Source organism: Micromonospora sp. CPCC 205561 (assembly GCF_036906775.1).
Classification (GTDB): Bacteria; Actinomycetota; Actinomycetes; order Mycobacteriales; family Micromonosporaceae; genus Micromonospora.
On sequence record NZ_JBAKHV010000012.1, the window covers coordinates 97,598 to 111,752 of the forward strand.

General features: G+C 72.9%; 13 protein-coding genes and 1 tRNA gene. 8 read left to right on the plus strand and 6 right to left on the minus strand.

Features of this window, described 5'->3' with window-relative positions; all coding sequences use genetic code 11:
• Positions 1-60 precede the first annotated feature (60 nt).
• From V6V16_RS09930 to V6V16_RS09940, 3 genes are all read right to left on the minus strand, one after another.
• Entirely contained in the window at positions 61-867 is an 807-nt protein-coding gene (locus tag V6V16_RS09930) for a WecB/TagA/CpsF family glycosyltransferase (RefSeq protein WP_334561589.1), read from the minus strand.
• The gene (locus V6V16_RS09935; protein ID WP_334561571.1) at positions 864-1,979 is read right to left on the minus strand and encodes an NAD-dependent epimerase/dehydratase family protein; all 1,116 of its coding nucleotides are present in this window, start codon (positions 1,977-1,979) and stop codon (positions 864-866) included. The genes V6V16_RS09930 and V6V16_RS09935 overlap by 4 nt, the downstream gene beginning before the upstream one ends.
• Positions 1,980-2,045: 66 nt before the next feature.
• Positions 2,046-2,131: transfer RNA gene (locus V6V16_RS09940), tRNA-Leu, on the minus strand.
• A gap of 225 nt (positions 2,132-2,356) precedes the next feature.
• Here V6V16_RS09940 and V6V16_RS09945 point away from each other — a divergent pair.
• From V6V16_RS09945 to V6V16_RS09980, 8 genes are read left to right on the plus strand one after another with little or no spacing between them, the layout of a single operon-like run.
• Positions 2,357-3,145 (plus strand): FhaA domain-containing protein, encoded by a 789-nt coding sequence (locus V6V16_RS09945; protein ID WP_088996759.1) that lies wholly within the window; start codon positions 2,357-2,359, stop codon positions 3,143-3,145.
• Between the two features lie 6 nt (positions 3,146-3,151).
• Complete coding sequence (locus V6V16_RS09950; RefSeq protein ID WP_111134465.1) at positions 3,152-3,637, plus strand: FHA domain-containing protein FhaB/FipA; 486 nt, start codon at positions 3,152-3,154, stop codon at positions 3,635-3,637.
• The gene (locus V6V16_RS09955; RefSeq protein WP_334561575.1) at positions 3,634-5,064 is read left to right on the plus strand and encodes a BofC C-terminal domain-containing protein; all 1,431 of its coding nucleotides are present in this window, start codon (positions 3,634-3,636) and stop codon (positions 5,062-5,064) included. Before V6V16_RS09950 ends, V6V16_RS09955 begins: the two co-directional genes overlap by 4 nt.
• Positions 5,065-5,090: 26 nt before the next feature.
• Positions 5,091-6,581 carry an FtsW/RodA/SpoVE family cell cycle protein gene (locus V6V16_RS09960; RefSeq protein WP_442934061.1) on the plus strand — a complete coding sequence of 497 codons (1,491 nt, stop codon included), beginning with the start codon at positions 5,091-5,093 and terminating at the stop codon, positions 6,579-6,581.
• Positions 6,578-8,083, plus strand: coding sequence for a peptidoglycan D,D-transpeptidase FtsI family protein (locus V6V16_RS09965; RefSeq protein ID WP_334561576.1), 1,506 nt, complete (start codon positions 6,578-6,580; stop codon positions 8,081-8,083). Before V6V16_RS09960 ends, V6V16_RS09965 begins: the two co-directional genes overlap by 4 nt.
• 1 nt (position 8,084) lies before the next feature.
• Positions 8,085-9,503, plus strand: coding sequence for a protein kinase domain-containing protein (locus V6V16_RS09970; protein ID WP_334561577.1), 1,419 nt, complete (start codon positions 8,085-8,087; stop codon positions 9,501-9,503).
• The gene (gene pknB, locus V6V16_RS09975) at positions 9,500-11,305 is read left to right on the plus strand and encodes a Stk1 family PASTA domain-containing Ser/Thr kinase (RefSeq protein WP_334561578.1); all 1,806 of its coding nucleotides are present in this window, start codon (positions 9,500-9,502) and stop codon (positions 11,303-11,305) included. Before V6V16_RS09970 ends, pknB begins: the two co-directional genes overlap by 4 nt.
• 19 nt (positions 11,306-11,324) lie before the next feature.
• Positions 11,325-12,020, plus strand: a complete 696-nt coding sequence (locus tag V6V16_RS09980; RefSeq protein WP_334561579.1) for a SanA/YdcF family protein — start codon at positions 11,325-11,327, stop codon at positions 12,018-12,020.
• Between the two features lie 80 nt (positions 12,021-12,100).
• On the opposite strand, the gene V6V16_RS09985 is transcribed toward V6V16_RS09980, so the two are convergent.
• The 3 genes from V6V16_RS09985 to V6V16_RS09995 form a co-directional block, all read right to left on the minus strand.
• Positions 12,101-12,751: an aminodeoxychorismate/anthranilate synthase component II gene (locus tag V6V16_RS09985; protein ID WP_334561580.1), complete on the minus strand. Its 651-nt coding sequence runs from the start codon at positions 12,749-12,751 to the stop codon at positions 12,101-12,103.
• Positions 12,752-12,758: 7 nt separating this feature from the next.
• A complete protein-coding gene (locus V6V16_RS09990; protein ID WP_334561581.1) occupies positions 12,759-13,040 on the minus strand; it encodes a hypothetical protein in 282 nt (93 codons plus the stop codon).
• A 3-nt stretch (positions 13,041-13,043) separates the two neighbouring features.
• Positions 13,044-14,155 (minus strand): class E sortase (locus tag V6V16_RS09995; protein ID WP_334561582.1); only part of this gene is annotated, 1,112 nt, incomplete at its 5' end.

Below are 14,155 nucleotides of genomic sequence, written 5' to 3' on the forward strand. Positions count from 1 at the left end.
GCGGGAGCGGCCGGGCGGGAGCGGCCGGACCCCGCACGCCGCCACGGCCCCCCGGCGCTCCTAGACGGCGAAGGTCGCCGGGCGCTCGGTGGCCGGGGCCGGCGGCTTCGCCTTCCACAGCCCCGTCTTCTGCCCGGCGAGCCGGGTCAGGTAGGCCGGGTTGAGGATCACGTAGCGGCGCCAGAGCCGCTTCGGCTCCAGGCCGAGGCGCCAGAACCACTCCAGGCCCGCCCGCTGCATCCACGGCGGGGGCTGGCGCAGCAGGCCGGCGTGGTAGTCGAAGGCCGCCCCGACCGCCATCAGCGGCATGTCCAGCAGCGGCCGCATGGCGTACGTGAAGACCTCCTGGCGCGGACAGCCCAGCCCTACCAGTACGAGCCGGGCACCGCTGGCCCTGATCCGGTCGGCGATCTCGACGTCCTCGCCCGGTTGCACCGCCCGGAACTTCGACGGCTCCACCCCGGCGATCTTCAGCGCCGGGAACATCCGCTCCAGCGCCGGGATCAGCCGCGCCAGGGTCTCCTCGGTCGAGCCGTAGAGGTAGACCGGCAGGCCCTCGTCGGCGAACCGGGAGAGCACGTGCAGGGTCAGCGTCGGGCCGTAGACCCGGTCGTTGAGCCCGGCGCCGTGCAGCAGGTTGAGCGCCCAGCGCACCGGCTGGCCGTCGGGGGTGACCACGTCGAAGGAGTTCAGCCGGGCGTTGTGCGCCGGGTCGAGCACCCCGGTCATCACGCCGTGCACGGCGAGCGCGGTCAGCGCCAGCGGGCGGCGCTCCTGCGCCGCGGCCACCACCCGCTCGGTCGCCGCGGCGTAGTCGGTCGCGTCGACCAGGACGCCGAGGACGTTCCGCTTGCCCTTCGCCATCATGCTCCCGGCACCCACTTGTCGACGTTGGCCTCGTAGATCTCGCGCATGATCATCGGCACGTCGTAGACCTGCTTCCACTCGGGGTAGTCGGCCTGGAACGCCTCGTTCGAGCCGATCCACCACTTGTGGTCGCCGATCCGGTTGGCCTCGACGTACTCGGTGACCATCTCCTGGCCGGTGATCTCCTCGGCCAGCGCGAACGCCTCCCGGTTGGAGGTGTTGGAGTGCCGCCCGCCGCCGAGGTTGTAGACGGCGGCCGGGCGCGGGTCGCGGAAGAACGCCTCGAACGCGGAGACCACGTCCGAGCTGTGGATGGCGTCGCGGACCTGCTTGCCCCGGTAGCCGAAGATCTTGTAGGTGCGGCGCTCCATGTTGGCGCGCATCACGTAACCGAGGAAGCCGTGCAGCTCCGTCGCCGAGTGCGCGGGGCCGGTCAGCGTCCCGCCCCGGAAACAGGCGGTCCGCATGCCGAAGTAGCGGCCGTACTCCTGCACCATGACGTCCGCCGCGACCTTCGAGGCGCCGAAGATCGAGTGTAGGCAGGCGTCGATCGACATGTCCTCGCGGATGCCCTGCTCGTACGGGTGCCCCGGCTCGATCTCCCACCGGGTCTCCAGCTCGACCAGCGGCAGGCTGTTCGGCCGGTCGCCGTAGACCTTGTTGGTGGAGCAGTGGATCACCGGCGCCTCGGGGCAGTGCTCGCGCACGTTCTGCAGGACGTTGAGCGTGCCGGCGGCGTTCACGTCGAAGTCGGTGAACGGGTCGCGCACCGCCCAGTCGTGCGACGGCTGGGCGGCGGTGTGGATCACCAGGGCGACGTCGGTGCCGTACCGCCGGAACAGCTTGTCGAGCGCGGCCCGGTCGCGGATGTCGATGCTGTGGTGGGAGTACGCGGAGCCCAGCTCGTCGGTCAGCCGCCGCACGTTCCAGGCGGTCGACGCCTCCTCGCCGAAGAACTCCTGCCGCATGTCGTTGTCGATGCCGACGACGTCGAGACCGAGGCCGGCGAAGTGCCGGACCGCCTCGGAGCCGATCAGCCCGCCCGATCCGGTCACGAACGCGACACTCACACGCCACTCCTGGTCCATCGGAGGCAGAAACCATCGGAGCATAGCGTGACGTACGGCACGCCCCGAAACGTCGCGAGGGCCCCGCATCGCTGCGGAGCCCTCGCGTATTGGTGGGGAAGGGGGGAGTTGAACCCCCACGCCCTTTCGGGCACACGGACCTGAACCGTGCGCGTCTGCCATTCCGCCACTTCCCCGTGGCTGACCTCGAACACTGTAATGTGTGCCGGTTTCGCTGTCTCCAGCGGGCCCCGGACATGCTACCCGGTCCGTGATCGTCGCGTCGATCGGTTACCGTCCGTAGAGCGGTTACCGTTCGTGGCGGACGAAAGAGTAGCACGGCAACATCGGCCCTTCCGAACGGGCCGTCGTCAAACGGCCGAGCGGCGTGTGAGCTGCGCGCGCGCCGGCCGGATACCATCATGTCCTCGGGACCCGAGGAGGAGCCGGTGAGCGTGCTGCAACGCTTCGAGAAGCGTCTGGAAGGCCTGGTCGAGGGGGCCTTCGCCAAGGTCTTCAAAGGGGTGGTCCACCCCGTGGAGATCCTCAACGCCATGCAGCGGGAGGCCGAGGCGCACAAGGCGATCCTGGCCGGTGGGCGCACGTTGGTGCCCAACCGCTACGTGATCGATCTCTCGCCCTACGACCACAGTCGTCTGGCGCCGTACGCCGCCGCGCTGGCCCAGGAGCTGGCCCAGTCGCAGGCGGAGTTCATCGGCGAGCAGGCCTGGACGGTCTACGGCGACGTGATCGTCGAGATCGAGCGCGGCGAGGGGCTGGACACCGGCATGTTCCGGGTCACCGCCGAGGTCTACACCGGCGGCGAGGTCGCCCCGGTCTCGGCGCCCGGCTACGACGCGGGCCCGCCCGCCTACCCCGCGTACGACCAGGGTGGTGGCTACGGGCCCCCGCCCGGCCACGGCGGCGGGCGCAACGTGCGGCTGGTCTCCGGCGACGGGCGCACCTACCCCCTCCAGATGGGCTCGACCGTGATCGGCCGCGGCGACCAGGCCAACCTGCGCCTGCCCGACGTCGGCATCTCCCGGCGACACGCCCGGCTGGACTTCGACGGCGGCCAGGTCGTGCTGACCGATCTCGGGTCGACCAACGGCACCATGGTCAACGGCCAGCGGGTCTCCGCCGTCGCGCTCAACCCCGGCGACATGATCCAGCTCGGCACCACGACCCTGACCTTCCGCGTGGACGGCTGACCCGCCTTGCCGGAACTCGTCATCACCGTCGCCCGGTTCGGGTTCCTCATCCTGCTGTGGATCTTCGTGTTCACGGTGGTCGGCGTGATCCGCCGGGACCTCTTCGCGGGCGCCCGGTCCGGCCGGCTGGTGGCCGCCCCCCGGGCGGTCGGCGCCTCGCTCGGGCAGGCGGCGAAGCCGGCGAAGGCGAAGCGGGGCAGGGCGGCGCACCAGCTCGTGGTGACCGCCGGTCAACTGGCGGGGACCCGGATCACCCTCGGCGAAGCGCAGATCACCATCGGCCGGGCCGAGGACTCCACCCTCGTCATCACCGACGACTACGCCTCGGCGCGGCACGCCCGGCTGGTGCCGCGCGACGGTCAGTGGTTCGTCGAGGACCTCGGCTCGACTAACGGCACCTACCTGGATCGCGCTAAGGTCACCGGACCAACCCCCGTCCCCCTCGGCGTGCCGATCCGGATCGGCCGCACTTCTCTCGAATTACGGCCATGACTCTGACCCTGCGCTATGCGGCCCACAGCGACCGCGGTCTGATCCGTGACGGTAACCAGGACTCCGTCTACGCCGGGCCGCGGCTTCTCGCCGTCGCCGACGGCATGGGCGGCATGGCCGCCGGTGACGTCGCCAGCAACATCGTCATCGGTGCCATGGCGCCGCTCGACGAGGACGTCCCGGGTGACGCCCTCGTCGACGCGCTGCGTTCGGCCGTGGGCACCGCCAACCAGCAGCTCCGCGACACCGTGGACGCCAACCCACAGCTGGAGGGGATGGGCACCACGCTCACCGCGACCCTCTTCTCCGGCAGCAAGCTGGGCATGGTCCACATCGGTGACTCGCGGGCCTACCTCCTGCGCAACGGTGAGTTCGCGCAGATCACCAAGGACGACACGTACGTCCAGATGCTGGTCGACGAGGGCCGGATCAGCGCCGAGGAGGCGAGCAGCCACCCCCAGCGCTCGCTGCTCACCCGGGCGCTGGACGGCCGCGACATCGACCCCGAGTACAGCGTCCGTCAGGTGCTCCCCGGCGACCGCTACCTGATCTGCAGCGACGGCCTCTCGGGCGTGGTGAGCGCCGACACCATCGGCGACACGATGCGCGAGTACACCGACCCGCAGCAGTGCGTCGAGCGGCTGGTGCAGCTCGCCCTGCGCGGCGGCGGGCCGGACAACATCACGGTGATCATCGCGGACGCCACCGACCACGACATCGTCGAGGCGAGCCCGATCGTGGGCGGCGCCGCGGCACGGGACCGGGGCATGGCGACCTCCGCCGACGTCTCGACGCCGGCGGCCCGCGCGTCCGCCCTCTCCGCGCCCCGGCCCCCCGCCCCCGAGGAGCCGGCGGCCAACGCCGACGACGAGCCGGAACGCCGCAGGCACCGGCCGGTACGGGCCGCCGCGATGTCCCTGGCGCTGCTGGTCCTGCTCGGTGGCGCCATCTTCGGCGGCTGGAGCTACACCCAGCGGCAGTACTACGTCGGCGCGACCGAGGACGGCCAGGTCGCCGTGTTCCGGGGCATCCAGGGCGAGATCGCGGGCATGGACCTCTCGACCGTGCACTCCACCAGCCCCGCCGACCTGGAGGACCTGACCCTGGCCGCCCAGGAGCAGGTCAAGCAGGGCATCCCGGCCAAGAGCCAGCCGGACGCCGAGCGGCGGTTGGCCGAGCTGACCAGCGACGACCCGCTGAACCCGAACCTCAAGCCCGTCTGCCCGTCGAGCCCGGGCGCCGTGGTGGTCACCGCCACCCCGACGCCCACCCCCGCCCCGGCGACGCCCGATCCGAAGCCCAGCGCGAGCGCGACGGGCAGCAGCCGGCCGAGCATGCCGGCCACGCCGACCATCACACCCGACGCCACGCCCTCCGACACCGTCTCGCCGGCGCTCGATCCCGCCGCGTGCCGGTCGCCGGAGTAGGCGCCGGCTCGATCCGAGGACGATCCTTGACCGCAGCGGCCATCCCGGCACCCTCGCCCGCCAGCACGGGCGAGCAGTCCGGCGTACGCCTGGCCCGGTCCCGGCGCAACGCCGAGCTCGCGCTGCTGCTGGTGGCCATGGTGCTGGTGGCCGCCTACGGCGCGATGGTCGAGGCGAAGGTCCTCGACACGGTCACGGCCGACTTCTGGATGCCGGCCGCCGCGCTCACCGCCGTCTTCCTCGGTCTGCACCTGGTGATCCGGTTCCTGGCGCCCTACGCCGACCCGGCGCTGCTGCCCGCCGTGGCCCTGCTCAACGGACTCGGGGTGGGCTTCCTGCGCCGGCTCGACCTGGGTAAGGCCGCCCCCGCGGAGCGGGAGGAACTGGCCATCTTCGCCGGCACCGGCGGCCGGCAGCTCGCCTGGACGCTCGCCTCGGTCATCCTGGCCGCCGGCCTGCTCGCCCTCATGCGCGACCACCGCTCGGTGTCCCGCTACGCGTACACCCTGGGGCTCGCCGGCATCGTGCTGGTGATGATCCCGGCGGTACTGCCCAGCCGGTTCTCCGAGATCAACGGCGCGAAGCTCTGGATCCGGGTGGGCAGCTTCTCCATCCAGCCCGGCGAGTTCGCCAAGCTGGCGCTGCTGGTCTTCTTCGCCTACTACCTGGTGCGCAAGCGCGAGGTGCTGTCGCTGGCGAGCCGCCGGTTCCTCGGCATCGACTTCCCCCGCGGGCGCGACCTGGGCCCGGTGGTCGTGGTCTGGCTGATCAGCGTGCTGGTCCTCGTCTTCGAGAAGGACCTCGGCACGTCGCTGCTCTACTTCGGCATGTTCGTGGTGACGCTCTACATCGCCACCGAGCGGGTGAGTTGGCTGCTCATCGGTCTGGTGCTCTTCTTCGGCGGCGTCTACCTGGCGTACGTGCTCGGCGACGTGGTGGGCGGGCCGTTCGCCAACTTCTACCTGCGGGCGCAGATCTGGCTGGACCCGTTCGCCGATCCCTACGAGGACGGCTACCAGCTCGTGCAGGGGCTGCTCGCGCTCGGCACCGGCGGCCTGTTCGGCGCGGGCCCGGGCGGCGGCCAGCCGGGCCTGCTCCCCGAGGTGCAGAACGACTTCATCTTCGCGGGCATCGGTGAGGAGATCGGCCTCTTCGGCCTCTCCGCGCTGCTCGTCGTCTACCTGTTGATCGTCGAGCGGGGGCTGCGGGCGGCGCTGGCGGTGCGGGACTCGTTCGGCAAGCTGCTGGCCGGCGGCCTGGCCTTCACGCTCGGCCTCCAGGTCTTCGTGATCGTCGGCGGGATCAGCAAGCTCATCCCGCTGACCGGTCAGACCACCCCGTTCCTTTCCGCCGGCGGTTCCTCGCTGATGGCCAACTGGCTGCTCATCGCGGTCCTGCTCCGGATCTCCGACGGCGCCCGCCGGCCCGTCACCGGCGCGGGCGGCAAGGCGAACCGCCCGTCCGGCGGCCCGCCCGAGCAGCTGCACGGTGCCCCCACGGAGGTGATCAGGCCGTGAACGCACCCCTGCGCCGCGTCGGCGTCGTCGTGATGGTCCTGTTCGGTCTGCTCTTCGCGAACCTGAACTGGATCCAGGCCTACAAGGCCGACGAATACCGCACCAGCGACTACAACGGCCGCGTCCAGGTGGCCGAGTACGAGCGCCGGCGCGGCAACATCGAGGCGGGCGGCACCGCCTTCGCGCTCAGCAAGGAGACCGACGGCGAGCTGAGGTTCCAGCGCAGCTACCCCGGCGGGGCGAAGTACGCGCACGTGCTCGGCTACAAGCCGGTCAACCTCGCCGACACCGGCATCGAGGAGTTCGAGAACGACTTCCTCGCCGGCACGAGCGACCAGCTCATCGCGAACCGGGTCAAGGACATGTTCACCGGCGACCAGACCGGCGGCGGCAACGTGCTGCTCACGGTCTCCAAGCGGGCCCAGGACGTCGCGTACGAGCAGCTGCGGAACAACCGCAACGACGCCTCCAAGGGCGCGGCCATCGCCGTCGACCCGCGTACCGGGGCGGTGCAGGCGCTGGTCTCCATTCCGAGCTTCGACCCGAACCCGCTGGCCAGTCACAGCACCAACGAGGCCACGGCCGCCTACAACAAGCTGGAGCAGGATCCGGAGGGGCCGCTGAAGAACCGGGCCCTGGGCGAGGTGCTGCCCCCGGGCTCCACCTTCAAGATCGTGGTGGCCGCCGCGGCGCTGGAGAACGGCGTCGGCCAGGAGACGAGGATCCCGGCCGGGGCGAGCTGGACGCCGCCGACCTCGGGCACGCCGATCCGCAACGCGGCGCCGTCGATCTGCCCCGAGGACGAGGTCACCCTGATGAACGCGGTGACCGAGTCCTGCAACACGGGCTTCGCGCAGCTCGGCGTCCGGCTCGGCGCGGACAAGATCAAGGAGAAGGCCCGGCAGTTCGGCTTCGAGCAGGAGGACCTCACGGTCGGCCAGCTCGGCGAGGGCGGCCACCCGGTGGCCGCGAGCCGGACCGGCAGCATGGAGAACCCCGACGGCGGGGACAACCCGGCCGGTATCGCCCAGTCCTCGATCGGTCAGTTCGATGTGCGGATGACCCCGCTCCAGGGCGCCCTGATCGCCGCCTCGGTCGCCAACGGCGGCAGCCAGATGCGGCCGTACGTGGTGCGTCAGCTGCTGGCCCCGGACCGCACCACCAGCTACTACACCGCCAAGCCCCGCGAGCTGCGGCAGCCGGTCAGCGGCCAGGTCGCCGGCGACCTGCGGGAGATGATGGTCAGCGTCGTCGAGAACGGCACCGGCTCCGGGGCGAAGATCAACGGCTACACGGTCGGCGGCAAGACCGGCACCGCCCAGTCCGCCCCGGACCGGCCCGACCACGGCTGGTTCATCGGCTTCGCGCTGGACAAGAACGGCAATCCGGTCTCCGCGGTATGCGTGGTGCTGGAGCAGGCCGGCCCGGGCGGCAGCGCCGAGGCCGCCCGGATCGCCGGGCAGATCATGCGCGCCGCCATCGCCGACCCGGGAGGCCGCTGACATGCTCAGCCCCGGTGTGCAGCTCGGCAACCGCTACCGCCTCGACGAGCGGATCGCCAGCGGCGGCATGGGCGACGTCTGGCGCGGCACAGACCAGGTGCTCGGCCGCACGGTCGCCGTCAAGAGCCTGCTCCCGGCGCTGCTCGACGATCCCGACTTCGCCGAGCGGTTCCGCGGCGAGGCCCGGACCATGGCGACGATCAACCACCCCGGCGTGGTCGACGTCTACGACTTCGGCAACGACCAGCAGATCGCCTTCCTGGTCATGGAGTACGTCGAGGGTGACGCGCTCTCCTCCACCCTGGCCCGGGTCGGCCGGCTCACCCCGGCCCGCACGATGGCGCTCGTCGCGCAGGCCGCCGACGCGCTGCACGCGGCGCACGTCAAGGGCATCGTGCACCGGGACGTGAAGCCCGGAAACCTGCTGGTCCGCCCCAACGGCACGCTCGTGCTGACCGACTTCGGTATCGCCCGGTCGGAGCTGGTCGCCCAGCTCACCGCCGCCGGCTCGGTGCTCGGCACCGCCTCGTACATCTCTCCGGAACAGGCCACCGGCGGGGTCGCCACGCCCGCCTCGGACGTCTACGCGCTCGGCGTGGTCGCGTACCAGTGCCTCGCCGGCCGGCGTCCCTTCGAGGGTGACAACCCCCTCGAGATCGCGATGCGACACGTCCGGGAGGCCCCCCGCCCGCTGCCCGCCGACATCCCGCCACAGGTCCGGGCGGTCGTGGAGCGGTCCCTGGCGAAGGACCCGGCGGCCCGCTGGCCGAGCGCCGCCGCGCTGGCCGGGGTGGCCCGGCAGCTGAAGGCGCAGCTCTCCCAGCAGGCGCGGGCCGCCGGACAGCCCATCTCCGCCGCCCCGGCGTCGCCGGCCGCCCCGCCCGGTCGCGCCCAGGTGCCGCCGCCGCGTCCACCCGTCTCCGCGCCGCGCCCGCCGGTGTCGCCCCACCGCCCGCCGAACGCCGCCGCGCAGCCGCCGCGTCAGCCCATGGCGGCCCCCCGCCCGCCCGTCGCGCCGCACCGCCCCACCTCGGTCGCGCCCGCCGCGTCGGCGCCGCACCCGCAGATGGCCCCGCCCGGCTATCCGCGCGGCGCGGCGGCCGTGCCGCCGGCCCACGCCCGCCCGGCGCCGTACGCGGGACCGGCCTACCCGCCGGCGCCCCAGCAGGGTGGGCAGGGGTCCCGGCCCGGGATGGTGTTCCTCGCGATCCTCGTGGCCGTGCTGGTCCTGGTCTGCTCCGGCGTGATTTCCTACAACGTGCGGGAGAACGCACGGTCGAGCGCGGCCACCCCGCCGACGGTGGTGTCCGGCGCGCTGCGGCCCGACGGAAGCGACGATCCGGCCGGGACGTCGTACCGTCGACAGGGACCGCCCCGGTCGGGCGGCGACGAGACGAGCGAAGGACGAGAGACGCGATGACAGCGCAGGCCCGCCTGCTCGGTGGCAGGTACCAGGTCGGCGAGCTGCTCGGCTACGGCGGTATGGCCGAGGTGCATCGCGGTCGCGATCTCCGGCTCGGTCGGGACGTCGCGATCAAGATGCTCCGGACCGACCTCGCCCGGGACGACACCTTCCAGATGCGGTTCCGGCGGGAAGCGCAGAACGCCGCGTCGCTCAACCACCCGGCGATCGTCGCCGTCTACGACACCGGCGAGGAGACCGCGCCGACCGGCGAGACGCTGCCGTTCATCGTGATGGAGTTCGTCAACGGGCGGACCCTCAAGGAGGTGCTGGGCGCCGAAGGGCGGCTCCAGCCGCGCCGGGCGCTGGAGATCTGCGCCGACATGTGCGCCGCGCTGGAGTTCAGCCACCGGCACGGCATCATCCACCGGGACATCAAGCCCGGCAACGTGATGCTCACCCAGACCGGCCAGGTCAAGGTCATGGACTTCGGCATCGCGCGGGCGTTGGCCAGCGGCGCCACCACCATGACCCAGACGAGCGCGGTCATCGGCACGGCGCAGTACCTCTCCCCGGAGCAGGCGCGCGGTGAGGCCGTCGACGCCCGGTCCGACGTCTACGCCGCCGGCTGCGTGCTCTTCGAGCTGGTCTGCGGGCACCCGCCGTTCGTCGGTGACAGCCCGGTCAGCGTGGCCTACCAGCACGTACGGGAGGCCCCGCCGACGCCGAGCGACATCAACCCGGACGTCACCCCCGCGGTCGACGCGATCGTGCTCAAGGCGCTGTCGAAGAACCCGCTGAACCGCTACCAGAGCGCCGGCGAGATGCGGGCCGACCTGCTCCGCGCCGCCGCCGGCCGCCCGGTGATGGCCACCCCGGTGCTGCCGCAGGAGGAGACGGCCCAGCTCGCCCCGGCCGCCGCGGGTTACGCGGGCGCGCCCGGCGCCCCGCAGACCCGCCAGATGCCGGCCCGGGTCGGCGACCCGCGCCGGCGGAAGGCGTCGTCCTGGCTGATCGCGACGTTCGCCGCGGTGGGCGTCCTCGCGGTGATCGCCCTCGCCGCTGCCCTGCTCAGCCAGCGTGGCGACGAACGGGTCAACGTCCCCACGGTCACCGGGCTGACGCAGCAGGAGGCGTTCGCCCGGATCCAGCAGGCCGGCCTGGTGCCCAAGGAGGGCGAGCAGGTCTTCAACAAGACCTGCAAGAAGGGCCAGGTGGTCACCCAGACCCCGGCCGCCGCCGCGCAGTTGGAGGCCGAGCGCGAGGTGGTCGTGCAGGTCTGCGGCGGCCCCGCCACGAAGACCATCCCGACCGACCTGGTGGGCGCCACCTACGAGAGCGCCAAGGCGCAGCTGGAGGCGGCGGGCTTCGAGGTCCGGCAGGAGCCGAAGGACAGCCCCAAGGAGGCGGGCCAGGTCCTTGAGGTGAAGCCCGAGGAGGGCAAGCAGGTCGCCGAGGGCACCGTCGTCACCCTCACCGTCTCCAGGGGCAACGTCGGCCAGGTGCCGAACGTGGTCAACTCCTCCGAGAAGGACGCCCGGGACGAACTGGTGCGGGCGGGCTACAAGGTCGACGTCGAGCAGGGCCGTGAGGTGCCGCCCGACCAGGCCGGCCGGGTCACCTCGCAGTCCCCCCGCCCCAACACCCCGCTCCCCAAGGGCAAGACCGTGACGATCGTGGTCACGGTGCCGCAGGCGGAGCCGACGCCCACCGACTCGGCGACGCCGTCGCCGAGCGCCACCCCGACCACCCCCGGTAACGGCGGCGGCGGTGGGCTCCCGCTGCCGACCACCCCGCCGATCCGGCTCCCCGAACGGTGACGTCCGCCAGGTGACCCCCGTGGGCGCGGCTGCCGGGGTCGCGGTTCCGGCTGCCCGGTGGCGGCGACGCCTGACCCGCGCGGCCGTCCTGGGCCTGGTCGCGCTGCTGCTCGCCAGCCTCCCCTGGCTCTGGACGACGACCACCGCTCGCGGCCACCTGCACGACGAGGCCGGGGCGCCGGCCGCCGACGTGGTGATCGTGCTGGGCACGGCGGTGGCGGCGGACCGGCACCGCCCGGGAGAGCGGCTCGCCGGTCGCCTGGAGACCGCCGCCGCGCTGGTGAACAGCGGGCGGGCCCGGGTCGTCCTGGTGTCGGGCGACGGCGGCGGAGCGTCCGGCGACGAGCCGGCGGCGATGACCCGCCACCTGAGCGAGCGGCTCGGCGTCGACCCGCGCCGCGTCGTCGCCGACCCGTACGGCCTGGACACCTACGACAGCTGCGCCCGGGCACGCGACGTGTACGGCGTCGAGCGCGCCCTGGTGGTGACCCAGTCCTACCACCTCTCCCGCGCGGTGACGCTCTGCCGGAACCTCGGCCTGGACGTCGACGGGGTGGCCGCCCGCTGCGACGGCTGCGGGCCCGCGCTGCTCGTCGGCAAGGCGGTACGGGACTACTTCGCCAGCGGCAAGGCGGCCTGGGACGCGGTCCGCCGCCGGCCGCCCGCCGTCAGCTCGCCCGCCGACCCGGCGGTCCGGGAAGCCCTGCGGAGCTGACCGGCCGGCGGAAGGCGATCCGCCCCGGAAGGCCGGCGCCCTCGTGCCGGCGCCCCCGTGCCGGCTCGCCTGTCGGCCCGTCAGGCGGTGGCGAAGGCGGCGCGGCGGCGCGCGTCCACCTCGGCGGCCAGCTCCGGGGCACGCTCCAGCGCCTCCGGGTGGCCGCAGGTGGCGAGCCAGTTCGCCAGCATCAGGTGGCCGCCCTCGGTCAGCACCGACTCCGGGTGGAACTGGACGCCCTCGATCGGCAGCGTCCGGTGTCGCATCGCCATCACCACGCCGGAGCCCGTCCAGCCGGTGACCTCCAGCTCCTCGGGCAGCGTCTCGGGCAGCACGGTGAGCGAGTGGTAGCGGGTGGCCGTGAACGGGTCCGGCAGGCCGGCGAGCACCCCGACGTCGTGGTGGCGCACCTCGGAGGTCTTGCCGTGCAGCAACTCGGGGGCGCGGGCCACGGTGGCGCCGAACGCCTCGCCGATCGCCTGGTGACCCAGGCAGACGCCGAAGATCGGCAGCTCGCCCGCGTACGCGCGGATGACGTCCAGGCAGACGCCGGCGCGGTCGGGACTGCCCGGGCCGGGCGAGAGCAGGACGCCGGTCGCGCCGAACCTGCCCACCTCGGCGACCTCGATCTCGTCGTTGCGCCGGACCTCGCAGTCGACGCCGAGCTGGCCGAGGTACTGGACCAGGTTGAAGACGAACGAGTCGTAGTTGTCGATGACCAGGACACGCATCAGGGGCTCACTCGTCCGGGGAGGCAGGCGGGGTGTTGTTCTGCTCGGTGTCGTACGGCAGGTCGTGCTCGTCGCCGGGGGGTGGGGCGTCGCCGCCCCCGGGCACCACGTCGCCGGCCGGGTCGCCGGAGTCCTGGGTGACCTGCACGTCGTCGAAGGGCAGCAGGGGCTCGGCCCACGGGAAGACCACGTACCAGAGCAGGGCCACCATCGCGCTGGCGATCAGCAGGCTGCCGACGAGCTTGCCGGGCGTGCCGAAGGGGAGCTTGCGCCAGATCCAGCCGTACACCGTCTAGCCCCCCAGCTCCGCCGGGCGTCCCGCCGACTTCGGCTGGCTGCGGGCCAACTGGGCGTGGACGATCAGGCGCTGGTAGTTGTCGAACTTCGGGTTGCAGGTGGTCAGGGTGAGCATCGACTTGGTCGGCTTCTGCCCCGGCCTGCCCGGCACGGGCGCCACCACCTCGACCTGGGTGGGCTTGACGATCCGGCTCTGGGTCACCTTGTAGACGTGCCAGTCGTTCTTGCCCTCCACCACGATGGCGTCGCCGTCGTTCAGCTCGTCGAGCCGCCAGAAGGTGGCCCGGTTGCGGTGCCCGGCGACGGAGAAGTTGCCGACCTGGCCCGGCATGGCGCTGGAGGGGTAGTGGCCCGGGGCGTAGCGGATGTCCTTCTGGGTGACGCCCTCGACGACGACCCAGTTCTTGTCGAGCTTGGGGATGTGCAGCCCGGCGATCGGCCTGCCCTGCACGGGCGGCTTCGGCTTGGTGGACGCGCTCGCCGACGGTGCCACCGTCGGGTCGCCCTCGGGCCCCCACGCCTGCGCCAGCTGCTGGCTGAGGTCGTTCTGGTGGGCGTCGACGATCGCCGACTTGCCCCAGACCTCGTAGCCGGCGAAGAGCAGCACGACCAGGCCGAAGGTGATCAGCAGCTCGCCGCTGACGCGGATGCCGGTTCGCAGGCGGGAGGCCAGCGACGGCCGGGTGAGCTCCGAGTAGACGCTCTTGTAGCCCTCGCCGGTCTGCTCCGGGCGGAGCTGGACCACCCGTTCGCCCCGGCGCGGGCGGGACTGCTCGGGGGTGGGGTCGGGGCTCTCCGGCTCGTCGGACTTCGGGGGGCGCGGCACGGCCCCCATCAGGGCGGTCGGCTCGACGAGGGCGGCCGGGCCACTCGGCGTACGCCGGGTGACGGCCGGGATCAGGGCGGTGGCCTCGGGGTCGGCCGGGCGGTCGGGGCCGGCCGGGGCCGGCGGGCCGGCGGCGGACGCGCCCACCTTCGGGATCAAGGCGGTCGGCGCGTCGGTGATCGGCCGGCCGCCGTGGGCGGCGGCGCGGTCGACCGGCGGGCGGCGCCGGTGTTCCCGGTCGGGACCGGCGCCCCGCAGGGCGTCGGCCGGCGGGGCGGCCG